This is a genomic window from Gemella sp. 27098_8_149 (assembly GCF_041433745.1).
GTDB lineage: Bacteria > Bacillota > Bacilli > Staphylococcales > Gemellaceae > Gemella.
The window spans coordinates 64178-90055 of sequence record NZ_JAPWCB010000003.1 but is presented as its reverse complement, the minus strand read 5'-3'; the positions used below and the strand labels follow the sequence as shown (position 1 = coordinate 90055).

Annotated in this window: 20 protein-coding genes; 12 read left to right on the top strand and 8 right to left on the bottom strand. The window is 29.4% G+C overall.

Features of this window, described 5'->3' with window-relative positions; genetic code table 11:
* Positions 1 to 6: 6 nt before the first annotated feature.
* The 12 genes from miaA to smc all read left to right on the top strand — a co-directional run bounded on the left by miaA (position 7) and on the right by smc (position 18641).
* The gene (gene miaA, locus O3801_RS02475; protein ID WP_371453972.1) at positions 7 to 900 is read left to right on the top strand and encodes a tRNA (adenosine(37)-N6)-dimethylallyltransferase MiaA; all 894 of its coding nucleotides are present in this window, start codon (positions 7 to 9) and stop codon (positions 898 to 900) included.
* A gap of 223 nt (positions 901 to 1123) precedes the next feature.
* A complete protein-coding gene (locus O3801_RS02470) occupies positions 1124 to 2782 on the top strand; it encodes a SulP family inorganic anion transporter (RefSeq protein WP_371453971.1) in 1659 nt (552 codons plus the stop codon).
* Between the two features lie 298 nt (positions 2783 to 3080).
* A complete protein-coding gene (locus O3801_RS02465) occupies positions 3081 to 3974 on the top strand; it encodes an Mbeg1-like protein (RefSeq protein ID WP_371453970.1) in 894 nt (297 codons plus the stop codon).
* Positions 3975 to 5567: 1593 nt separating this feature from the next.
* The gene (locus tag O3801_RS02460) at positions 5568 to 6026 is read left to right on the top strand and encodes a MarR family winged helix-turn-helix transcriptional regulator (RefSeq protein ID WP_371453969.1); all 459 of its coding nucleotides are present in this window, start codon (positions 5568 to 5570) and stop codon (positions 6024 to 6026) included.
* Positions 6027 to 6028: 2 nt separating this feature from the next.
* Positions 6029 to 6757: an ABC transporter ATP-binding protein gene (locus O3801_RS02455; RefSeq protein WP_371453968.1), complete on the top strand. Its 729-nt coding sequence runs from the start codon at positions 6029 to 6031 to the stop codon at positions 6755 to 6757.
* A complete protein-coding gene (locus O3801_RS02450) occupies positions 6757 to 8271 on the top strand; it encodes an ABC transporter permease/substrate-binding protein (protein ID WP_294682862.1) in 1515 nt (504 codons plus the stop codon). Before O3801_RS02455 ends, O3801_RS02450 begins: the two co-directional genes overlap by 1 nt.
* A gap of 687 nt (positions 8272 to 8958) precedes the next feature.
* The gene (locus tag O3801_RS02445) at positions 8959 to 10260 is read left to right on the top strand and encodes a YkvI family membrane protein (protein ID WP_294683573.1); all 1302 of its coding nucleotides are present in this window, start codon (positions 8959 to 8961) and stop codon (positions 10258 to 10260) included.
* A 242-nt stretch (positions 10261 to 10502) separates the two neighbouring features.
* Positions 10503 to 11288: a RecX family transcriptional regulator gene (locus tag O3801_RS02440; protein WP_371453967.1), complete on the top strand. Its 786-nt coding sequence runs from the start codon at positions 10503 to 10505 to the stop codon at positions 11286 to 11288.
* 12 nt (positions 11289 to 11300) lie between these two features.
* Complete coding sequence (lepA, locus tag O3801_RS02435; protein ID WP_371453966.1) at positions 11301 to 13118, top strand: translation elongation factor 4; 1818 nt, start codon at positions 11301 to 11303, stop codon at positions 13116 to 13118.
* Positions 13118 to 14251 carry a radical SAM family heme chaperone HemW gene (gene hemW / locus O3801_RS02430; RefSeq protein ID WP_371453965.1) on the top strand — a complete coding sequence of 378 codons (1134 nt, stop codon included), beginning with the start codon at positions 13118 to 13120 and terminating at the stop codon, positions 14249 to 14251. The genes lepA and hemW overlap by 1 nt, the downstream gene beginning before the upstream one ends.
* A gap of 100 nt (positions 14252 to 14351) precedes the next feature.
* On the top strand, positions 14352 to 15065 hold the full coding sequence (gene rnc, locus O3801_RS02425) for a ribonuclease III (protein WP_371453964.1): 714 nt from the start codon (positions 14352 to 14354) through the stop codon (positions 15063 to 15065).
* A 21-nt stretch (positions 15066 to 15086) separates the two neighbouring features.
* Entirely contained in the window at positions 15087 to 18641 is a 3555-nt protein-coding gene (gene smc, locus O3801_RS02420; protein WP_371453963.1) for a chromosome segregation protein SMC, read from the top strand.
* 68 nt (positions 18642 to 18709) lie between these two features.
* Here the strand turns inward: smc and O3801_RS02415 are convergent, their stop codons facing one another.
* The 8 genes from O3801_RS02415 to O3801_RS02380 all read right to left on the bottom strand — a co-directional run bounded on the left by O3801_RS02415 (position 18710) and on the right by O3801_RS02380 (position 25878).
* Complete coding sequence (locus O3801_RS02415; RefSeq protein ID WP_371453962.1) at positions 18710 to 19621, bottom strand: TDT family transporter; 912 nt, start codon at positions 19619 to 19621, stop codon at positions 18710 to 18712.
* 103 nt (positions 19622 to 19724) lie between these two features.
* Complete coding sequence (locus O3801_RS02410) at positions 19725 to 20675, bottom strand: metal ABC transporter substrate-binding protein (protein ID WP_294683504.1); 951 nt, start codon at positions 20673 to 20675, stop codon at positions 19725 to 19727.
* Between the two features lie 216 nt (positions 20676 to 20891).
* The gene (locus tag O3801_RS02405) at positions 20892 to 21725 is read right to left on the bottom strand and encodes a metal ABC transporter permease subunit (RefSeq protein ID WP_371453961.1); all 834 of its coding nucleotides are present in this window, start codon (positions 21723 to 21725) and stop codon (positions 20892 to 20894) included.
* Positions 21718 to 22446 carry a metal ABC transporter ATP-binding protein gene (locus tag O3801_RS02400; protein WP_371453960.1) on the bottom strand — a complete coding sequence of 243 codons (729 nt, stop codon included), beginning with the start codon at positions 22444 to 22446 and terminating at the stop codon, positions 21718 to 21720. Before O3801_RS02400 ends, O3801_RS02405 begins: the two co-directional genes overlap by 8 nt.
* A 744-nt stretch (positions 22447 to 23190) precedes the next feature.
* Positions 23191 to 24534 (bottom strand): phosphoglucosamine mutase, encoded by a 1344-nt coding sequence (gene glmM / locus O3801_RS02395; protein WP_371453959.1) that lies wholly within the window; start codon positions 24532 to 24534, stop codon positions 23191 to 23193.
* 208 nt (positions 24535 to 24742) lie between these two features.
* Complete coding sequence (locus O3801_RS02390; protein WP_371453958.1) at positions 24743 to 25111, bottom strand: cation:proton antiporter; 369 nt, start codon at positions 25109 to 25111, stop codon at positions 24743 to 24745.
* Positions 25098 to 25388, bottom strand: coding sequence for an MrpF/PhaF family protein (locus tag O3801_RS02385; RefSeq protein ID WP_371453957.1), 291 nt, complete (start codon positions 25386 to 25388; stop codon positions 25098 to 25100). Before O3801_RS02385 ends, O3801_RS02390 begins: the two co-directional genes overlap by 14 nt.
* Positions 25381 to 25878 (bottom strand): Na+/H+ antiporter subunit E, encoded by a 498-nt coding sequence (locus tag O3801_RS02380; protein WP_371453956.1) that lies wholly within the window; start codon positions 25876 to 25878, stop codon positions 25381 to 25383. The genes O3801_RS02385 and O3801_RS02380 overlap by 8 nt, the downstream gene beginning before the upstream one ends.

Here is a 25878-nt window from a genome sequence, read left to right as displayed (position 1 = left end):
GGTAAGATGAAAAAAATACCTTTAATAGCGATAGTAGGACCTACTGCAGTAGGGAAAACAGCACTTAGTATAGAACTTGCAAAAGAGTTCAACTGTGAAATAATTTCTATAGATAGCGTCCAGATTTACAAAAAGTTTGATATAGGTTCTGCAAAGGTGAAAAAAGAAGAGATGGACGGGGTAGTTCACCATTTAATAGACGAACTAGAACCTACTGATACATGTTCTGTCTATGATTTTCAAAAACTTGCACGTAAGAAAATTGAAGAAATACATAGTCGAGGTAAGATGCCATTATTAATCGGTGGAACTGGTTTTTATATGAATGCAGTTCTAAATAACTATGAGTTTACTGATTTAGAGGAAAAAACTTATGATATTGATGTCGATATGGCTAGAGAATATCTAAAAGTGAATTATCCAGATACCTATAATACGATTGACCTAGAAAATCATCGCCGTGTAATTAATGCATATAATTATGTGATGAATGAAAAGAAATCTGTAACGACAAACAACAATGGTGATACTGTTCTTGATTGTTATAATCCATTTTTAATAGTTCTTAATACTGATAGGGAAATTCTATATAACCGTATTAATAAGCGAGTTGAGCTGATGTTTGAAGAAGGACTTGAACAGGAAGTCAGAGATATTATGGATGAGTATGGTACGGAACTGCAAGCTCTAGGAGCAATAGGATATAAGGAGATGATTCCGTATCTTAATGGTAATGTTTCTAAAGAAGATACTATTGCAGCTATTTCTCAGAATTCACGCCGTTATGCAAAACGTCAGTTAACATGGTTTAGAAATAAAATGGATGGAACTTGGTATGATACTGCCAGTAAGGAACTATTGGCAGATGTAATAAGAGACATCGAAGAGAAGTTTAAGTAAAAATATTATAGATGATCGTCTAAGGCTTGAAGAGTGATTTTCAAGCCTTTTTAAAATTTATAACAAGATAAAATTTATTATATAATAGATTTTATTTTAGTTTTTAGAAAATATATCATGAAATTTAAAAATATTTTAGTAGGATTTCTAATTTAACTAGAGTTTTTATTAGTTATGTGCTAAACTAGTAATACTAAAGATTCTCAGGAAGTAGGAGGAGAAGATGAATTCATTTAAATATCTTAAGCCGAAGTTATTTAGTGTAATGAAAAATTATACAAAGGAACAATGCTTAAAAGATATAATTGCTGGTTTGATAGTAGCTGTTATAGCATTACCTTTATCGATTGCTTTGGCGATTGCATCTGGGGTTAATCCAGAACAAGGTCTTTATACTGCGATTATAGCAGGTTTTTTTATTTCATTTTTAGGTGGGAGTAGGGTTCAGATTGGTGGACCTACAGCTGCTTTTGTCGTTATTATTTATGGAATTATAGCTGAACATGGAATTGCAGGATTAACCGTAGCAACCCTTATGGCAGGAGTTATGCTAATTCTGATGGGGCTATTTCACTTTGGTGACTTGATTAAGTTCATTCCTAAAACAATTACTATTGGATTTACACTAGGGATTGCTATGGGAATAGTAGTTGGTCAGGTTAAAGATTTCCTAGGATTAAGTATGGGAGCAGTTCCTGCAGAGTTTGTTGGAAAATTAATAGCTTATGGTCATAATATAAAGAGTATTAGCTTTGTTACTTTAGCGATAGGATTGCTTGCGATACTAATTCAAGTATTTTGGCCAAAGGTATCTAAGAAAATACCAGGTTCTTTAACCGCAATACTAGTTACAACATTTTTAGTAGCTATTTTTAAATTGCCGGTTAAAACTATTGGTGATCTATATACGATTAAAGCAGGACTTCCTAGCTTTACAATGCCTACAATTTCATTTTCACTAATTAGAGAAATGATTTTACCAGCATTTACAATCGCGATATTAGCCGCTATAGAATCACTATTATCTGCTGTAGTATCTGATGGTATGACAGGAAGCAAGCATAAATCCAATGCAGAATTAGTTGCTCAAGGTGTAGGGAACTTTATGTCAGCACTTTTTGGAGGAATACCTGCAACAGGTGCAATTGCGAGAACGGCAGCTAACGTAAAAAATGGTGGTAGAACACCAGTAGCTGGAATGGTTCACGCATTTACCTTATTATTAATACTATTATTTTTAATGCCATATGCATCGTATATTCCGATGAGTTGCTTGGCTGCGATATTAATAATTGTGGGATATAATATGAGTGGTTGGCGTATTTGTGTACGTATGTTAAAGACTGCACCGAAAAGTGATATAGCGGTATTAATTATCACTTTCTTATTAACGTTATTCTTCGACCTAGTAATCGCGATAGAGTTTGGTATGGTATTAGCTGCGTTCTTATTCTTAAAACGTATGTCTGATATTGCAGGAGTTCGACAATGGACGTACAAAGGTTCATCTGATGATGATAAGTTATCTGAAGAAGTTGATTTAAAATATGTCCCTGAAAATACTATGGTTTATGAAATTTTTGGAGCATTATTCTTCGGAGCTGCAAATGTGTTTACAAGCTTTGAGCATGGTGAAGGAAAAAATGTTTTAATTATAAGAATGCGTAATGTTCCAGCAATGGATATTTCAGGATTAGAAGTATTAGAAGAAATATTGGAAACTTGCAAAAGACGTGGTTTAACATTAATACTTTCGCATGTAAATGAACAACCGTATCATGTTATGGAAAAGGCAGGATTCATAGAGAAAATTGGTGCTGAAAACATATGTGAGAATATTGATGCATCTTTAGAACGAGCGGAGAAGTTAGGGAAGAAATAACATAAATACTCCTTAGAAATTTATATTATTAAATTTCTAAGGAGTTAATTCTTTGAAATGAATATTTAAATAATTATAATAGTTTTATAGTGTTTTATATTTTTTGGAGAGAAGAAAATATTTAGGACAAAAGTAAAAAAAATTGTAAGTACTATATTTAACATATTAAAATAAAAGTACGGAATACTTGCGTAAATGATTTAACTTAAATATTCTTTGTAGTTATTTAATAATAAAGGGAAATAATAAAAATCGGAAAATTATCTGAATAGAAAATTTAAATAATGAGGAAAAAAGAATGTACAAAACAGATAAAATACATAAAGAAATAGCAGAGTTAGCATATAGAAAATATAAAATTGGTGAAGTAGTTAAAACAAAGTCTGGTTTTAAAATTGGTAAAGTTATTGATTTTAATAATAATAGAAGTGATAATGGAGAATACATATATACTATTGTTAATGATGGACCAACAGTATTTTTTTCTGCGCCTATTGATGAAAGGATAAAAGTAAAGGAAATTACTATAATATATAGAGGATCTGCCAATCCATTTGGAATAATTTTAGGAAATGCGAATAAAGTGAGAAGAGACTGGATTGAGAATAATATAGTATTATTTATGAAAAGGTTAATGAAGAAAAAAGGCGTAACTGGACAGTTAAAAGCTTCTGCAGATTATTTAAATGAAATAATAGAAAAGTATCCAAAGGCTAAAATTAATTTATATGGACATTCACTGGGCTCAATGAATGTGCAATACGCTTTATCATGTGTTACTGATTATTTAAGAATAAAGTGTGCGTACATTTATAATGGACCAAATATTTATAAATTTTTATCATTTAATGAAAAAGTAAAGGTTAGTATATTGTATCCAAAAATACATAATTTTATTGATTCAAATGATATTATAGGAATGTGGTATGAGGAGGAAAAAGGAGCAGTGGGACAAATATATAAATTTAGAGGTTTGAATAGAAAAACTCTTCCAACAATTTTAGGATCAGTTTTATTAGGCGGATTTGGAGGAGTTGCTGCACGTGGATATGGATCATTTTTAGTTCAACATCTCTGGGGTGGGTATAATTTTAATGAAAATGGAAATCTATTAAATAAAGATGGAAAGAAAGTAATACCATGGAAGAAATCAGAAGAAATAGCTCAATTAGAAAAATTATCTAAAAAATAGAAGTTTGTTACTTAATATATATATTATAATAAATTTAAGTAAGTTTTAATTATAGTATAAAGTTCATATAAGGTAAGAGATATATAATATAAACATAACAAAACTTAATAATATTTTTTTTCATAATATATGGTCCATCGAAAGATGGACCTTTCTCCATTTTCAGGTTGATTTTTAAGATAGAATTTAAAATAATTAGTTACAATAATATTTTTTTATCGGTTAGTCGTAATTCTATCAAATCCAAAGGATGAAGATAGAATGTACGAATAACACATGCTACAGAAACTAGAATTTTAAGGACAAAAGGACGAGAAAATTCTTAGTTTCGAATCAGTATAATATATTCTTTATCTAAGGATTGTTTTTTTAATAAAACTTTTCAAAATTTTTCAACTTTAATTTCATTTTAATTATAGTGTAAAGTTCATATAAGGTAAGAGATATATAATATAAACATAACAAAACTTAATAATATTTTTTTTCATAATATATGGGACTGATTATTCTATCAGTCCCTTTCTCCATTTCAGGAATAGTTTTTAGTTTTTAATCAGTATAATATATTCTTTATCTAAGGATTGTTTTTTTGAAAAAACTTTTCAAAAATTTTCAACTTTAATTTCATTTTAATTATAGTATAAAGTTCATATAAGGTAAGAGATATATAATATAAATATAACAAAACTTAATAATATTTTTTTTCATAATATATGGCTCATCGAAAGATGGGCCTTTCTCCATTTTTAGTGATGCTTATATTCTGATTCGTATAATCTGTGACGAAGATTAAGTTATAACACTTTTTTATGCAAGTTACATGTGGGTAATTTTTTTACAGGCAATGTGATATAATAAATTTAAATGGAGGTGGATATAATGAATTTAGAAATTATTATTGAAGTATTTTCGATGATATTCTGTATTTTTTACTTGAGATAGTATTTGGAATATCTAGAGAGATGATAAAAAAAGAGAAAATACTTTTAACAAAGTTATCAGATGAAGAGATAGAGCATTTTAGTTCTAAGGAGACCAACACGAAAATATTCTGGATGGTAAATTTAGGGACAGTTATTCTGTGTTGTATCTATCTATGTATCTCAATTATAAATAAAGGACTACTGATAGGATTCTTTGGAGAAACATTAAATAAAGTAATAAATTCTATTATTATTGTTATTATTTTATTACCATATTTATTGGAACGTATCAATGTTATTCGTCGCTATAACAAGATAAAACAAAGGATAGAGAACAAATAGGCGTTAATATTTTTAAATATGAATTTAATAAAATTTTAAGACAATTGGTAAAATATTTATCGATTGTCTATTTTCATGAAAACTAAATTATTGACAATTGTAGACTATAGAGGTAGAATGAACTCATTAGTATTTAAAAAATTACTAATAAGTTTTTTAATAAGATAATAGTCAAAAGATTTTACTGATTTGGAATTGCTTTCCATTGTTCATAAAAATGAAGAATAAATGAAAAAACAAAAAATACCTTTGAAGTTTTAAGATGAAGAGTATATCCAAAGTATTATTACTGAGAATAATTGTGGCTTTAGATAGGGAGTGATTATAAATGAATAGTCTATTGAAAAACTCAAATATGTTTTCTAGAAAAAAAGATGAAAACAACTCATTATATGAGTACTATGCTAGAAAAAATGGTTTGCAAGGCAAATCATTATTAATATTAAGTTGTCTTTACTATACAAAAAATGGGATAACTCAAAACACTATTTGTGAAAAAACCTATTCTACGAAACAAGTAGTTAGCGCAGCTATAAAGACGTTTAAGAATAAAGGATATATTTATTTTGAGGAGAAAGAAAAAGATAGGCGAGAAAAAATAGTTAAATTAACAAAAGAAGGTTATTTATATGCATCAAAAATTTTGGATCCACTTAGAGAGTCTGAAGAAAAAGCAATAGGTAAACTTTCAAGTAAACAACAAGAATTATTTATAGAATATTTTACGATATTTAATGATAATATGAAGTTGAATATTGAAAAACTTGTTTCGAAAGGAGAATTTTAAAAATGATTAAATATAACGATGTTTCATTATGCTGTTCCACAAATGGTTTAATACTTGACGGATTAAATTTTGAAATACAAGAAGGAGAATTTTTTGTTCTTGTAGGACCAAGTGGAAGTGGAAAAACAACAACATTAAAATTAATAAATAGATTGATAGAACAAACTGATGGTGATATTTATTTTGAAGATAAGAGATTGAAAGACTATGATTTAAGAGAATTAAGGCTTAAAACTGGCTATGTTCTTCAACAAATTGCACTATTTCCGAATCTTACGGTTGCAGAAAATATTGCGTTAATTCCAGAAATGAAAAACTTTGATAAAAAAGAAATTAAAGAAAAGACGGAGGATTTACTTCAAAAAGTAGGATTGGATCCGAAGCATTATATGAATCGTCTTCCTAAGGAACTTTCTGGAGGAGAAAAACAGCGTGTAGGAATATTACGTGCAATTATCGCTAATCCTAAAATTCTACTGATGGATGAACCATTTTCTGCATTAGATCCTATTAGTAAAGTTCAACTTCAAGATTTAATAAAACAACTACATGATGAGTATAAAAGAACAACAGTTTTTGTAACTCATGATATGGATGAAGCGATGAAACTTGCTGATAGAATTTGTGTTTTAAAAGAAGGTAAAGTAGTTCAAATTGCTACACCAGAAGTATTAAAAGAAAACCCTGCGGATGACTTTGTTCGCGAATTTTTTGCAAGGGGGAATAAATAATGAATTTAGTAAGTACATTTTTAGAAAGAAAAAGTGATTGGATAACAGGTTTATATGAACATCTTCAAATTTCATTATTATCACTTATTATTGCAATTTTTATAGCAGTTCCGTTAGGGGTAATTATTTCAGGAAATAAAAAGACAAGTGAATGGTTTTTACAAATTACGGGTATCTTCCAAACTATTCCTTCTCTTGCATTACTAGGTTTATTTATTCCGTTTACGGGTATAGGGACATTACCAGCAGTCGTGGCATTGGTAATATATGCAATATTCCCAATACTACAAAGTACGATTACTGGATTATCGGAGATTGATCCATCGCTAGAAGAAGCTGCAACAGCCTTTGGTATGACAAAACTAGAGAAGTTGAAAAAATTTAAACTTGCACTGGCTATGCCAATACTTATGAGTGGTGTTAGAACTGCGAGTATTATGATAATTGGTACAGCAACTCTTGCCGCTTTAATAGGAGCAGGGGGATTAGGTTCATTTATCTTACTAGGAATAGATAGAAATAACTCAGCATTAATTTTAATTGGAGCTATTTCATCTGCAATATTAGCGATTCTATTTGGATTATTAATTAAATTTTTACAAGATAAAAAACCGAAAACTATTTTAGCTTCATTACTTGCAGCTGTAGTTGCTTTAACTATCAGTTTCCTTCCAATTGGAAAAATGTCTAATGATAAACTAATAATAGCTGGTAAAATAGGAGCAGAACCTGAGATATTAATAAATATGTATAAACTTTTAATAGAAGATGAGACTAATATTGATGTTGAGGTTAAACCTAATTTTGGTAAAACAAGCTTCTTATATGAGGCGTTAAAAGGTAAAAGTATTGATATTTATCCAGAATTTACAGGTACAGTTACTACAACATTATTAAAAACACCTCAGACTGTTGCTTCTAATGATCCTGATGAGGTTTATGAAGTTGCTAAAAATAAAATTTTCGAACAAGATAATCTTGTGTACCTAAAACCTACAAAATTCCAGGATACTTATGCTTTAGCCGTAACAGAAGATTTTGCAAATAAAAATAAATTAAATAACATTTCAGATGTAAAATTAGTAGAAAATTCTTCAAAAGTTGGATTCTCATTAGAATTCAATGATAGAGAAGATGGTGGTATAGGACTTAAAAATCTTTATCACTTGAATCTTAATGTTAAAACTATGGAAATAGCGTTAAAATATCAAGCTATTTCAAATGGTGATGTAAATATTATCGATGTATTCTCAACGGATAGTAAAATAATAACTAATAAGCTTAAATTATTAAATGATGATAGACATTTATTCCCACCATATCAAGGGGCACCGTTATTAAGGGAAGAGACATTGAAAAAACATCCTGAACTTGAAAAAATCTTAAATAAACTTGCTGGAAAAATAACAGAAAAAGAAATGACTGAAATGAACTACAAAGTAGATATTGAAGGTAAACCTGCATATGATGTAGCAAAAGAATATCTACAAAAAGAAGGATTAATTAAAAAATAACGTAGTATCTTAGTTGAAAATAAAAATTCTCAAGTCTTATGGTTTGGGAATTTTTTTCTTTCTACCATTTCCTTTTTTATGTAATTTTTGATAAAATTATATCAGTGTATAAACTTAAAAATATAAGAAAATTCTTAAGTTAGTTACTCGTGTGTTCTCCTATGATGTTTAATCTTTTATTTTCTACTGATATGACAAGGTTTTTTAATTTTTTTTTATGGTATTGTTTAGAGTTATTATTAAGGTTTTGAATTATTTTTTCATCTCTTGAGTCTTCATTCTTGATTTTTTTTATCTTTAATTGTATTATGGAATAATATGCTATTAAGAAAACTTTATTCTTCATGCGATAAATTCTTTTTAAAAAGTAATCGATATTGTAAATTTTTATCGTACTTATTACAGTAATAAAAATACATGATAAGGTTGTAGCTGGATATTGAAAAGATAAGAAAACACGAGGGAGGCTGACTCAAAAGTCCTAAATTTTAAAAAAAGTGTATATGATAATTCATAGACGCAGTGGTTTATTGATATCTAAATTCGCTTTATGAAAGCTTTTTAGATATCTAATAAACTGTGCGGGGGTGACTCGACAAAATCTTGTTTCTAGAAATCACGATTTTTGAGTCACTCCCATAATAAAAGATATTTATAAGTAGTATATAGCAAGAAAGGTAGGTCAAAATGAAAAATGAATCATTAAGAATAGCACTAGCTTATGTTGGTGTGATAGTTGGAGCAGGTTTATCATCAGGACAGGATATTCTACAATACTTTTTAAGTTTTGGTAAAGTAGGATTGATTGGTGTTGTAGTTTTAGGAATCTTGAATATGATTTTTGGGAAAATTATATTGACATTAGGCTCTTATTATCAAGCTGATAATCACCAAGAAGTTTTTGGAGAAATAACTACACCAATTTTAAATAAGATAATTGACTGGACTTTAATAATTTCTAATTTTGTTATAGGTTTTGTTATGTTAGCTGGAGCTGGATCGAATTTAAAGCAACAATTTGGAATACCGAATTGGGTTGGAGCGCTTCTTTGTGCAGTTATGATAGTAATTGTGGCATTTTTGGATTTTGAGAAGATAACTAGTATTTTAGGGATTTTCACTCCGATAGTGTTTGTATTGATATTGTTAATAACAATTTATACATTTGTAGGGAAGAGTTATGATTATGGTATGTTGGATGAAGTTTCTAAAACTATTCCATCTTCGATGCCAAATATTTGGATATCTGTAATTAACTACTTCTCTCTTTGCGTGTTAACTGGTGTGTCTATGGCATTTGTTCTAGGTGGCTCAGTCGTAAGAATAGGTGTTGCTAAAAAAGGTGGAGCTCTTGGTGGTATAATGGTAGGGGTTTTAATTCTGTTCGCAACAGCAACTCTTTTTGCTAATAGTGCTGATATAATAGATGCTGAAATACCGATATTAAAAATTGTAAAGGATATTAATCCGTGGTTGGCTGTTTTTTATGCATTAGTTATTTTTGCTTTAATCTTTAATACTGCTTTTAGTTTATTTTATGCAACAGCGAAACGTTTTTCTTCAAATGATGATAAGAAGTTGAAAATTAATATAATTATAATAGTTGTTGTTGGATATCTATGTAGTTTTGCTGGGTTCAAAGATTTAATTTCTTATGCGTATCCCGCATTAGGATATATGGGTATCGTATTATTATTTGTATTATTTTTATCATGGACAAGAAGTCATCAAGATATAGTGAAGGAAACATTTTTACGTCGTAAAATGATAAGATTAGCAATAAAAAAACATGATGATAATAGACAATTTACTAAAAAAGATCAAGCTATCTTAGATAATTTAAGTGAAGATTCTGTTGTAGAAGGAGAGTCTTTGAAAGCTGATGTAAAGGAATATGCTAAAGAAATCGTCGATAGTGAAGATGATGTAAAGGAATTTGCGGATAAAGAATTAGAGCTAAGAAAGAAAGATCCTAAATATAAACTTTAAAAACATGAATTCTAGATAGATAAGAAGATTTTTATTTATCTAGAATTTTTTGAGTTTAACTCTACAATTTAGGTTTAGATATAAATTTAGAGTAAATAAAAAGGAAAAGGTTAACGAAACTAATTTTTGGTACTAGTTAGATTTCGTTAATCTTTTTTTCTAACATTTCCTTTTTTAAGTGATTTTTGATAAAATTAAGAGTAAGAGTTTTTTAGCGAGAAATGTAGAAAGTAGGTGTGAATTTGCAAGTTACAAATATAACAAAGCTAAAAGTTAAGTATAAAATAGATTTGGAAAATGGTAAACATTTTTATGTTTCTGAAGATACGATAATTAAGTATGGACTTATAAAAAAAATAGATTTATCAAAAGAGCAACTAAAAGAGATCATAGCCCATGAAAGTGTAGAAAGTGCCTATAGTAAAGCAGTACATTATTTACAATTTGGTCTAAGAACTAAGCAGGATATAAGAGAATATCTTCAGAAGAAAGAGATTGCTAATAATGTTATAGATGAAGTGATAGAAAAGTTAATAGAAATTGGTTATTTGAATGATAATCACTATGTAGAAGCTGCGGTAACAGATTATTTTAATCTGAATTTAAAGGGTCCTTATTGGATACAAAGAAAATTGTTAGAAAAAGGCTTGGATAAAGATGTTATTGAAGATAATATCGCTAAGATTTGTACAGAAGAAGCAATGATTGAAATGCTTTATAAAATTATTGAACGCGAGTATAAAGTGAGAAGAGAGACGAAAAATAAAAAAGTTCAAAAAATAACACAAAAACTTTATACAAATGGCTTTACATCTGATATAATAAGAAAGGTGTTTGACATATTTTTCGAAGACTATGAGGATGAAAATGAAGATGAAATATTGGATGAGCATTTTAGAAGAGCTTATCAAAGTTATAGTCGAAGATATGAAGGATATGCGCTTAAACAAAAGCTGATTGAAAAGCTAATAAGGGATGGTTTTTCGTATTATACAGCTAAAGACTACGTAGAAAAACAAGATTTGTAAAGGAAGAATAAAATGGATAAAAGAAATGAAAGGCAAAAGAAAATAAGGAACTTTTCTATAATTGCACATATTGACCACGGGAAATCGACTCTTGCGGACAGAATTTTAGAAAAAACAAAGGCGTTAGAACAACGTGAGATGAAAGCACAACTTCTTGACTCAATGGATATTGAGCGTGAAAGAGGTATTACAATTAAACTTAATGCGGTTCAATTACAATATACTGCTAAAGACGGGGAAGAGTATATTTTCCACTTAATCGATACACCGGGACACGTAGACTTCACATATGAAGTATCACGTTCTCTTGCAGCATGTGAAGGTGCTATTTTAGTAGTTGATGCTGCTCAAGGTATAGAAGCACAAACTTTAGCTAACGTATACTTAGCATTAGACAATAATTTAGAAATTATTCCAATTATTAACAAAATCGACTTACCTGCAGCGGATCCTGAAAAAGTTAAGACTGAAATCGAGGATGTAATTGGATTACCAACTGACGATATCGTGCTAGCTTCAGCTAAAGCGGGTATTGGTATTGATGAGATCTTAGAACAAATCGTAGAATATGTTCCAGCTCCATCTGGTGATGCTGCGGAACCACTTCAAGCGTTAATCTTTGACTCATTATACGATGCGTATAGAGGAGTTATCGTTTCAGTACGTATTAAGAACGGAACTGTAAAAGCTGGAGATAAAATCAAGATGATGGCTACTGGCGGTGTGTTCGAGGTTACTGAAGTTGGTATTCACACACCTAAAGAGAAAATCGTTGATGAACTTACTGCAGGGGATGTAGGATTTATCTGTGCATCTATTAAAAATGTAAGTGAAACTCGTGTAGGGGATACAATCACATTAGCGAATAATCCTGCTAAAGAAGCATTACCTGGATATAGAAAATTAAATCCAATGGTATTCTGTGGATTATATCCAATCGATTCATCAAAATATAATGACTTACGTGAAGCATTAGAAAAATTAGAACTTAATGACTCTGCTTTACAATATGAAGCAGAAACGTCACAAGCACTTGGATTTGGATTTAGATGTGGATTCTTAGGAATGTTACACATGGAAATCATCCAAGAACGTATTGAACGTGAATTTAACATTGATATCATCGCTACTGCACCATCGGTTATTTATAAAGTTGAAAAAACTGACGGAACTTTGGTAGATGTATCAAACCCATCAGAGATGCCAGACCCACAAAAAATCAATAAGATTACTGAGCCATTTGTTAAGGCGAGTATTATGGTACCAAATGACTATGTAGGTGCTGTTATGGATCTTTGTCAGAAGAAACGTGGGATCTTCTTAAATATGGAATATATCGATGATACAAGGGTTAATATTACTTATGATATACCTTTATCAGAAATCGTTTTTGATTTCTTCGATCAACTTAAATCTAATACAAAAGGATATGCATCATTCGACTACGAATTAACTGGATATAAAGATAGTAACCTTGTTAAGATGGATATTCTATTAAATGGTGAACAAGTCGATGCTTTAAGCTTCATCGTTCACAGAGAATTTGCTTACCAACGTGGTAAAGTTATTGTAGAAAAACTTAAAAAACTTATTCCAAAACAACAATTCGAGATTCCTATCCAAGCTGCAATTGGAAATAAAATTATCTCTCGTGAAACTATTAAAGCGATGCGTAAAAACGTTCTTGCTAAATGTTACGGAGGGGATATTAGTAGGAAACGTAAACTATTAGAGAAACAGAAAAAAGGTAAAGAGAGAATGAAAGCTGTTGGTAGCGTAGAAGTTCCTCAAGATGCCTTCATGGCTGTTCTGAAAATGGACGAAGAATAATGAAAAGTTATCCACGCGGAGTATATATTCATATTCCATTTTGTAAGTATATTTGTTCATACTGTGATTTCAACAAGTTTTATATACAAAGACAACCTGTTGATAAGTATATAGATTGCTTAATTAAAGAGATCGAGAGTATGGAAAACATTCAAAATGTTGAAACTATCTATATTGGTGGTGGAACACCGAGTGCATTAAGTGATGAACAACTTCACCGTTTGCTAACTGCATTAAGAAATAAAATTCCACAACAACTGCGTGAATTTACTTTTGAAGCTAACCCTGAGGATCTTGTTGATTCTCGGGTTGCTTTGGTAAAGGGCTACGGAGTTGATAGAATTAGCATGGGGGTTCAGACTTTTAATAATGAGTTGTTAAAAATTCTTGGGCGAGGACATGTTGCTGATGATGTAGACATGGCGATTGCTAATTGTAAAAAACATGGCATTGAGGATATTAATGTAGATTTAATGTTTTCACTACCGAAGCAAACTATGGATGACTTATATGACAGTATGAAGAAGGTTGCAGAGTACAATATTAGTCATATTTCATGTTATTCATTGATTTTGGAACAGAAGACTAAGCTTTATAATCAGGTGAGAGATAAGAAAGTTACATTGCCTTCAAATGAAACTGAAGAGAAGATGTACAATGAGGTTATTAATTTCTTAACAGAAAATGGTTATGAGCAGTATGAAATCAGTAATTTTGCTAGACCTGGTCATGAGAGTGTTCATAATAGCAGCTACTGGAAGAATATAGAGTATTATGGTCTTGGGGCAGGCGCACACGGTTATATTGATGGAGTGCGTTATGCTAATCAAGGAGCATTAAAATTCTATATCGACAGTATGTTAGAGAAGGGACATGCTAGACGTGAAGAGAATACAGTAACACCTAAGGAGAGAATAGAAGAGGAAATGTTCTTAGGTCTACGCCTTTTAGAAGGTGTGGATTTAGATATTTTTGAAGAAAAATATGGAAGAAGAGCTGAAGAAATCTTCAAAGGTGTGATTGATAAAAACATAAGAGAAGGGTACTTAGAGATTGAAGGTAACAAACTTCGTTTGACTAGAAAAGGACTATTCTATGGAAATAATGTATTCTCTGAGTTTTTATTGGATTAATAACGTATTTTAATAATGAGAATAATTTTAGGGGAGAGACTTGATGAATTTGAGTAAAATTGTTGAGTTTCTCCTAAAAATAAAAGAAAGGAGAACTATTATGGAGCGAACATATATAGAAAGATTACTTAATAATTTGAATGAAGAGTATGGTTTTAACTTAAAATTCAGTGGAAATTTTAAAAATGCATTTTCTCATTCTTCTTATACTAATGAGAAAAGAATCGCGAAACACCTGAATTATGAGCGTTTGGAATTTTTAGGAGATGCTGTTGTTGAACTTACAACAAGTGAATTTTTATTTAAGAAATTTTCAGAGCTTCCAGAAGGTGAACTAACTAAGTTGCGTGCATCTATTGTTTGTGAAAAAACATTGGTTAAATATGCTTTGCAGCTTGGTTTAGATAAATGTATCTATCTAGGAAAAGGTGAAGAAAAGATGGGTGGAAGAAATAGAGCAGCTTTACTTGCTGATATTTTTGAATCTTTCACTGGGGCAATGTACCTTGAGTCAAATCTAGATGTTGTAAAAACTTTTTTAAATAATACATTATTTACAGAAGTTCAAGATCTTGAATATCATAGTTTTGTTGACTATAAAACTATATTGCAAGAGTATATTTCAAAAATTAAATTGGGTGAGATTGAGTATGTAGTACTTGATTCAAGTGGACCATCACATTCTAAAACTTTTACAAGTGCAGTTCTAATTGGTGGTAAACAGTATGGAAGTGGGACAGCTACTACAAAAAAAGAGTCTGAACAACTTTCAGCAAAACAAGCATTAGAAAAGCTTGGCTATAAAGATATTTAAAATTAATGAAAGGAAAAAGAGATGAAATTAGCAAAGGTTGAAGTTACTGGTTTTAAATCTTTTCAGAAGAAGACAACGTTTGAATTTAAAAATAATTTAATTGGTGTTGTAGGGCCGAACGGTTCGGGAAAAAGTAATATAATTGATGCTATTCGTTGGGTTTTAGGGGAGCAATCTGCTAAAAATTTACGTGGTAGTAGCATGAAAGATGTTATCTTTTCGGGGACTGAAGATGCGAAAAGAAAAAACTTTGCTGAAGTAGCGGTAACATTTTCTAACGGAGAAGATAGTTGTGAAATTAAAAGACGTTTATATAGAAATGGTGATAGTGAGTATTACATTGATAATAAACGTGCAAAATTAAAAGATATTACAGATATGTATCTAGACCTTGGTATTAATAAAGAGAGTTATAGTATTATTACTCAAGGTAAGGTAGAAGATATTATTTCATCTAAACCTGTCGATCGCCGAGCAATTATAGAAGAGGCATCAGGTGTATTAAAGTATAAAAACAAGAAAAAAGAAACTAATCTAAAATTAGAAAAAACAAATGATAACTTGATGAGGTTAAATGATATTTTTTCAGAAATTTCAGGTCGTTATGAAATCTTAGAAGATCAAAAGAATAAAACACAAAAATATCTAGATTATTCTAAAGAACTTGAAGAAAAAGATATATTATTAAATGTTTATAATATAGCTGAATATCAAAAAAGACTTGCAGATTTACTACAAGTTAAACATGAGAAAGAATCTGAAAAACTTGGACTTGAAAGTAGACAAGAAGAACTTATTAAAGATTTAGAGACTATTAAGAATAGTTTAGTTTCTCTAGATAGAACTTACATGAAATATCATGATGAAGAGTTAGAATTGGTTCAGAAGAAAGAATCTCTTCAATCGCAATTGAGCGTTATTGAGGAAAGAAAAAATAATAGAACTCTGAGAAGTGAAAAAATTAACGATGATATTAAATATCTTGAGGAAAGAAAGCAAAACCTTGAGAGTAAGTTAGCGGAAAGAGAAAATCTGAATGCTGAAACTAAAAGTAAAATTCAAAAGATTAATAAAGAAATCTCTTCTTTAGAATCAGGTGAAGAGAGTAAACTAGAATTAATTGAAAGAAATATAGAAGAATTAAAAGATAACTATTATAGTTTAATAAACGAAGAAACTAAACTGGAAAATAGTATAGAGTTCGCTAAGAAAAATCTAGAGAGTGCTGATGAAAACAGTAAAGAAATTCTAGAAAATATAGAAAGACAAAAACAAGTTTTAGCTTTAAAAACGGAAGAGCTTACAGCTGCTACCGAAGAACAAAAAGTTCTAAATGAACAGCTAACTAATCTTCAAAAAGAACTCGATATATTAGTTGAAAAAAATATTTTAATTAATTCAAACGGAAAAAATATCGAAGATCAAATTCGTACAGGATATAACTTCAAGAGTAACCTGGAAAATCGTAAGAAGTTTTTAGAAGATCAGATTAATAATTTAAGTTTTTACAATATTGGAGTAAAAGAAATTCTTGCTAATAAGGATACTCTAGATGGTGTTCACAATAGTGTAGCGAATATTGTAAAATTTGAAAACGAGTATGCTGTTGCTATTGATATTGCTTTAGGGCAAGCACAACAAAATATTATTGTTGAGAATGAGAATGTTGCTAAACAATGTATTAATCATCTAAAGAAAACTAATAAAGGTAGGGTTACATTTTTACCATTAAATAATATTAAAGCAAAAGCTATAGCGAATGATGTTTATAGAACAGTTGTAAATGAAGAAGGATTTATCAATATTGCTGAAAATCTTATCACTGTTGATAGTGAGTATAAAAACATAATATCTCACTTATTGGGGCTTGTTATTATTGTAGATAATATGGATAATGCCAATAGAATAGCTCGTAAGATTAATTTTAGAAATAGAATTATTACACTAGATGGACAAATCATTAATAGTGGTGGATCTATCACTGGTGGTGCTATTAATAAGAATAACAACTCATCTATTAAACATAAGGCTGAACTTGACGAACTTTCACAAAATCTTGTTAAAATCAATGATAAGATCGAGAAATTAGCTGATGAGAAGAATCTATTAGAGAGTCAACAACAAGAAGTAATGGATGAAATTCTGAATTCTAAATCTGTGAAAGAAGAGGCGATTTTAAAACTTAAGCAATTAGAATTAAGCATAAATCATAAAAAATCTGAAATTGCAGATATTAAAGCAAATATAGAATTAAATGAGAAAAAATTACTAGAATTCAAAGATACTGAAGATAATACGAGTAATATTGTTGAATTAACTCAAAGCCTTGAAAAGATTAGAGCAGAACTACAAAAACTTGATGAGAAAATTAAAGAAGAAAGCAGTAAGAAACAAAATGCTCAAAGTGCTGAAGAATTGTTCTTAGAGAAAATTGCTGAACTTAAGATTGAAAAATCAAAATTAGAGGAAACAACTAAGCATGGTTTAGAGTTAATAGAATCATTATTAGCTGATATAACAGATGTAAACGAGCAACTAGCAAGACTAGAAATGTCTAAAGATGCTGAGTCTTTAAGTGAGGAAGATGAGCAAAAGATATTAGAAAATAACTCTAAAGTAATTGCTGAGTGTAGTGAACGTTTAGCGATGCTTAAGACGTTACTATCTGATCTTGACATGGAAAAAACAGGGTTATTCAAGCGAGAAAAAGAAATTACCGTAGCTCAACAAAGAAATAACGAAAGCTTACGTCAGAAAACTTCAGAATTTGAAAAATTAACTGTAGAACAGACGAAGATCGAAGTCAAGATTGATGAATATTTAGAAAATCTTGTTTCTAATTATAATGTAACGTATGAAAGTGTATCTGATAGATTGACTGCTGATAATATTGAAGAAGTACCTTCGTATAAGGATGATGTAGTAAGACTTCGTAAAGAGATAGTAGACTTAGGTAATATTAACCTAAATGCTATAGCAGAGTTCGAAGAGGTTAAAGAACGTTATGATTTCTATAATGAGCAAATTACCGATCTTGTAGAAGCGAAAGAAAAACTTGAAGAGACTATTGCAGAGATTGATAAAGAAGTAAAAGAACGCTTCTTAACGACATTTGTTCAAGTAGCAGAGAACTTTAATAAAATATTTAAAGAATTATTCAAAGGTGGTTATGCAGACATGACATTGGAATCACCGAATGATATATTAAATACTGGGATAGTAATCGAAGCTTCACCTCCTGGTAAAAAACTTCAAAACCTTTCATTATTATCAGGTGGAGAGAAATCTTTAACTGCAATAAGTTTATTATTTGCGATATTACAGGTTAAAAATCCTCCATTCGTAGTGCTTGATGAGGTTGAAGCGGCACTGGATGAGGAGAATGTTAATAGATTTGCTAAATTCTTAAAAGTTTATGCTGAACATAATCAGTTCTTAGTTATTACGCACAGACGTGGAACTATGGAAGCTATGGATACTTTATATGGTGTAACAATGCAAGAAAAAGGTATTAGTTATATCTTAGAATTAGAGTTAAAAGATGTTATCAAGAACTTCGAAGAAGTTATAGAGTAAGTAGATAAACTTTATATAATAGGTTAAAAGACACGATTAAGTTTAAACTTAATCGTGTCTTTTTGACGTTAATTTGAATAAAATAAATTCTTAATAAACCCATACCATACATAAATTACAATAATTATCGCCAGTAATTCACTTAGATGAATTAAAATATTCAAAATAGAAAATTCAGCTATTTGATAGTATATTCCAGTTTTTTGAAATGCTATTGCGCAAATCACTAATGGGAATGTGAAAGCAGAAAAGCTTGGATAGAATTTTCTTTTTAGTAGATAAGGTAATTGAATTAAGACAAAAATAAACAATAATATTGTAAGTGGTATTAATATTGCTAATATTATATTGCTTTTTTGCGTAATCCCAATCATATAACTAGCCAGTAATAGTCCACCAGGTGCTGAAAATACAGTAATAGTAGGATAATCTCCATCATTATAATGTTTATACCTATAAACTCTATAAAGAACAAAAGGTAATAATACTAAATAGTTAATATATGAAAAATAGAAATAAATTAAACCTAGTGTTTCTAAGTTATAATTTATTGCTGTTACTGTTACAACAGCAGGTCCAACGAATGTAATGAACCAAGTTGGATAAATATTTTTAATATGCCTTTCTTTCAGAATAAAATTATAAATTGCATAACATACAACAAAAAAATCTAGAAAGATTCCAATTATCCAAAAGGGTATACTGTAAACACCTATAAATTTTTTTGAAAATGAACTTAAAAGCATAATACTCATTGGGTATGTTGCCAGTACAGTTGCTATAACAGGTTTTTTCATTTCCTTTTTTAGTTCATCGAAATTTAATGTAAACTTTATAGTTAAAAGTACAACTATTATCAAAGATAATAGATTAAATAATAATTGTAGTGAAGTGGAATATGATTGTAGTAAATTTCCTAGTGCAACCGAACCTAATGCTAAACCAGAGATAGGCGTGGGTAACCTTTTAATAATATTCATAATAGCTCCTAATAATAATTATATATATAATATTTTATATTATTTTATTTTTATGTCAATAAAAATCTCATACATAGTTGTATATGCATGAGATTTTTTAATATTATTTAGCTAATCCTTCAGAAATTTTATCTAAATTCCATTTCATCATACTGTAGTAGCTATCTCCGTTTTGTCCAGGTTCAGCGATTGAATCAGTGAAGATTTTTTCGTAAATTGGAATGTTAGTATCTTTTGATACAGTTTGCATTGGACGTTCATCTACACTACTTTCTACGAATAGAGAAGGTACTTTAGTTTTACGTAGTTTTTCAACTAGAGTTTTAATTTGATCTGGAGTTCCTTCTTCTTCAGTATTGATTTCCCAAATGTAAGCAGACGGTACATTGTATGCTTTAGAGAAGTATTTGAAGCATCCTTCACTAGTTACTATAGTTTTTTTCTCTTTAGGAATGTTGTTGAATTTTTCTTTAGCTTCTTTGTCTAATTTAGAAAGTTTTTCTAAATAAGTTTTAAGGTTAGCTTCATAGAAATCTTTATTTTTTGGATCTTTAGCTTCTAATTGTTTTGCAATGTTTTTAGCATAAATCATACCATTTTCAAGATTTAACCAAGCATGTGGATCTTCTTTACCTTTTTCATTTTGACCTTCAAGATAAATTACATCAACACCTTCACTAACAGCGTAGTAATCTTTATTTTCTTCTTTTTTAGCATTTTGTACTAATTTTGTAAACCAAGCGTTACCACCAGTTTCTAAGTTAATACCGTTGTAGAAAATAAGATTAGCTTGAGATGTTTTTTTAACATCATCAGGAAGTGGTTCGTATTCGTGTGGATCTTGTCCAACTGGTACGATACTGTGTAAATCAATTTTATCACCAGCGATATTTTTTGTAATATCTGCGATGATTGAGTTAGTTGCTACTACTTTTAATTTAGTAGCTTCGTTGGAACTAGAACCTTGCTTAGCGCTAGAACAAGCAAATAGTCCAACAGCTAGTGTGAAAATAAGCGCTAGAAAACTTAATTTTTTAAAACCTAATTTTTTCATATTATAGGCCTCCTTTATTAATTTTATAATTTTATTCAAAAATAAAATAGATTTACATAACTAATAATAATCATTATCAATTAGAGCTTTCATAATAACACCTCTAAATAAACTTGATCTGGAAGTATTTTATATATTAATAAGTTTATTTAAAGGGATTATTATATTTAATATATGATATTCTACTTTATTCTTGAGTATTATTATCTAAGTTATTTATTTTTTATGTTTAACAAAGCGTTGTTTTGGAGCAATAAAGAAACTTATTGCGAAAACCACGGCTAGTGTTAAAACTATACTAGATCCTGCAGCAATATTGAATGAATAACCTATAAACAATCCTAATACAGAACAACTTGCCCCGATAGTAGATGATAAAAATATCATAGTTTTTAAGCTATTTGCATAAAGATATGCAGTTGCTGCTGGCGTAATTAACATTGCTACAATTAAAATTGTACCAACACTTTGCATTGCAGTAACAGAGACTAGAGTTAATAGTATCATTAGTAAGTAATGATAGAAGTTAACTTTCATACCCATTGCTTTTGCTAATAATTCATCAAATGAAGTCAAGAGTAATTCCTTGAAAAATAGTTTAATAACTAAAAGAACAAAAACTCCAACCCCTATAGTAATATACATATCTATATCTTGTACTGCTAGAATATTACCAAACAAGATATGGAAAAGGTCAGTAGAACTTTTCGCTACACTAATTAAGATAACTCCTAGAGCTAAGAATGAACTAAATGTTATTCCTATAGCTGTGTCACTTTTTATTATAGAATTCCCTTTAATAAATGTTATGATTATTGATGCTAATAGACCAAATACGATTGCACCAATAAAGAAATCTATACCTAATATAAAAGATAGTGCTACACCAGGAAGAACTGCATGAGAGATTGCATCTCCCATTAATGACATTCCTCTAAGAACGATAAAACACCCAACGGCTCCAGCTACGATTCCAATAACAATAGCGGTGATTAAAGCATTTTGTAAAAAATGAAAACTATATAATCCGTCGATAAATTCTTTAATCATTAGTACCACCTCCCATAAAGAATAAGTCGGTACCGTATGCTTTTGTTAAATTTTCTCTAGTGAAAGTTTTTTCAGTTTCACCATATGAGATAACTTCTTTATTTAGTAATAATACATTATCGAAATAAGAATGAACTTTTCTTAAGTCGTGATGAACAATTAATATTGTATGACCATTTTCTCGAAGATTTCTTAATGTATTCATTATTATTTCTTCACTAACTGAATCGATACCAACAAATGGTTCGTCTAGAAAGATATATTTTGCTTCTTGAACAAGACAACGAGCTATCAACACACGTTGGAACTGTCCACCAGATAGTTCACTAATTTGTCTATTAGAGAATTTCTCTAGACCAACTAACTTCAAAGCGTCGTCAACTTTTTGCCAATCAGATTTTTTTAATTTTTTTAGTATTCCAATCTTAGAATATAAACCAAGAGAAACGCATTCTCTAACTTTTATTGGAAAGTTATAATCTATATTGATTTTTTGTTCAACATAAGCGACATTGTCAAGATTTTCTTTTGCAATCTTGTCATCAATTTTTGAAATACCTATTGAAGGTATTATATGTAGAACGGCTTTTATTAAGGTAGATTTACCAGCACCGTTAGGCCCTATGATACCTGTAATACCAGGTCCTGTAATTTCTAAATTAATATTAGAAAGGGCAGGAGTTTGGTTATAGGTAACAGTTAAATTTTCTATCTTTATCATACTTGTCCCTTCTCTTCATATTTTTTCTGTATACATTAAAGTTTACCTTAGGAAAGAAAATAAGTCAAGTGAATTTTGTTGTAATCAGAAAAAAAACATGACTAAAGCTAAAAAACGATAAAAAAAATGAACTTTTAAAGAAAAATAAAAAAACCTACCTTACAAAAAATATTGTAAGGTAGAAATAAGGGAGTAAATATGAAAAGTCTTTATTATAAGCTAGGGAGACTTATAATAAAAGAACATATGAAGTAATATATTAATTACTTCACTTATAAGTATAACAGAAGTATATACAAAAAACAAGAGGAAAATAAAATTTTTTTTGAAATATTGAAAAAATTTTTTGGTAAAATATTAATAAAACTCGATTTATATAAAAAGATTAAAATTTTGATAATAATATACTAATGAATTTGTAGTTTAACTACAATCGATACTATTATTACAGTAAAAATAACTAGAATTTGGTTTACTGTAAAGATGTAAATATCTTGTGTAGATGTATACATTTTGACTACACTAATTACTCATTAAAAAAAAATTAATGTAATATTAAGTATACAATTATAGAAAAAGTAAACATAAATATAAAAAAATGTTTATAAAATAAGTTTGCTTTAAAAACATCATTTTTAGGCTATAAATTTGTCTTTATGATGAGGTTATTTATACAATTGTATACCTTGAGAATACAGAAAATAAAAAGAAGTTAGTTTTTGAATTCTAACTTCTTTAAATTTTTTATTTTACTTCAAATTTTTCACGAACAATTTTAGCTACTTGTTCACAATATTTATCAGTTAGCTCATCGCTACTTGCTTCTACCATTACTCGAATTAGGTTTTCTGTTCCAGATGCACGTAATAAGATACGACCATTGCCTTCAAGTTCTTTTTCAACTTTTTCACATTCAGCTAGAATTTCAGAATCTTCCATAGCAGCTTTTTTATCTATTACTTTGATATTTACTAATTTTTGTGGATAGATACTAACTTCTGATGCTAATTCTTCAAGAGATTTTCCTGTAGATTTTATAATATTAGCAAGTTTAACAGCTGTTAGAATACCATCTCCAGTAGTAGCATAGTTCATTAGAACTATATGTCCTGACTGCTCTCCACCCAGTGAATAATCATTTTTTCTCATTTCTTCTACAACGTATCTATCTCCAACTGCAGTTTTAACAGATTGTAATCCATTTTCTTCAATTGCTTTGTAGAACCCTATGTTACTCATTACAGTAGAAACTACCATGTTATCTTTTAGTTCACCTTGTTCTTTAAGATGTTTTGCAAGAATGAACATGATTTTATCACCATCTACAATATTACCGTTAGCATCAACTGCTAAAACTCTGTCACCATCTCCATCAAAGGCAAATCCTACATCAACGTTATTTTCTCTTACGAATGTAGAAATTGTATCGATTTTAGTAGATCCAACATTATCGTTGATATTAATACCGTTTGGTTGACAACCAATAGTTTCGATATCAGCTTCTAAATCACCGAAGATATAAGGTGCAACGCCAGTAGTAGCACCATTTGCACAATCTAAAGCAATCTTTATATCAGATAAATCTCCAGAAATTGATTGTTTAATATGTTGAACGTATTTTTGACTTAATTCGCTACCACCATATAATTTTCCGATTTTTTCAAAACTTGCGTTTTTAATTTGCTCTGAATTATCAATTAATGATTCGATTTCTAATTCTTGCTCGTCTGTTAGTTTGAAACCGTCGGGACCAAAAATTTTAATTCCATTATCTTGATAAGGATTGTGTGAAGCAGAAATCATAATTCCGCTATCAGTTTCGATTGTTTTAGTTAAATAAGCAATTGCTGGAGTAGGGATAGTACCAACTGTCATTACATTGACACCTGTACTTGTAAGTCCTGCTGTTAATGCTTGTTCAATCATGTCACATGAAATTCTAGTATCTCTACCAATTACTACTTTTGGATGTTCTTTTTTTTCAGTTAGTAATTTACCAAGAGCTTTACCTACTTTAAAACTCAAATCGGCTGTTAGTGATTCTCCTGCGATACCACGAATACCGTCAGTTCCAAAATATTTTCTCATAAAAAAATGACTCCTTGTTTTATAATCTATATGAATATTACTATATAAAATGAAATAAGTCAAGGTTTAGGAGATATTAGAAGGATATGAAAGCATTATATCGGTTAATTCAATATATATTTTATCTTTAATAGAAAAGATTAAATGATGTATTAGTTTTATTATGATAAAAGAGGAATGATTTTTGTTAATCATTCCTCTGACTAGTTTATTTATTTAATTTTTCAATATCGTCTAGTACTTTTTTAGCTTCATCTTTATTATTTTTAGAATATACTTTTTTATTATATATAATAGCGCTTATAGAAATCATATGAGCAGAAACAGGTGCTGCTAGAAATAAGAATGCTATTGCTAATAAGAATTTGAATTCAAAAACATGTAAGTATCTATAAAAATAGATAAATCCAGCTATAAGAATTAACTCAACAGCGAAAGATCCTGTAACTCCAGCGGCATGTATTTTTGTCATTTCATCAGGTAATCTAATGAAACCAATTACCGTTGATAGCATTGCAATCACTGAAACTAAAATTAGAAGTATAATAATAATGTCTAAAATACTATTTAGTATCATCACTAAAGACCTCCTTTTTAGCTAGGAATCTAGCAGTAACAACCGTACCCACTAAACATATAATAGCTATGATAAGTATAAGTGAAATATAAGAGAAAGTTTTGTAGTACATACTAACTAAAACTATTAAGCACATTAGTGGCATAGCAAGAAGGTCACTTGCGATTAATTTATCGAATATGCTTGGTTTCTTAACGATATAAACTAATAAGAATAATATCATGGCAATACTAGCGAAAATACCTAGTAAAATCGAATAATCTAAAACTTTATCCATCTAAATCAACCTCCAGTATTGCTTTTTCAAAACTATTTTTTATACCTTCAATTTCACCAGGAATATCGTCAGTATCTAGACAGTGAATATGAAGTGTTTTGTTATCATGTCCAACGTTAACTGTAAGTGTACCAGGTGTTAGAGTTATCATATTGGCAAGTAATGTAATTTGCCAACTTTTTGTCACTTCTAAAGGATATTCAAAAATGACAGGATTTACATCAAGATCTTTTTTGAACATTAATTTTAGTACATTTACATCTGCTTTTAGTAATTCTATTAAAAACATTAAGATTAATTTTATCCATTTGTATACATAAATGTAGTATAGTTGTTCTCCTAAAATATTTTTAATGAATGTTTTTCTGAAGATGAATAGAAGAACCATTCCCCAGAAAAAACCTACTGCAAAATATTCAGAATTATAACTTCCTGAAAAGAACATCCATATTACACCAACTAATATATTAATTAAAAATTGTAGTGCCAT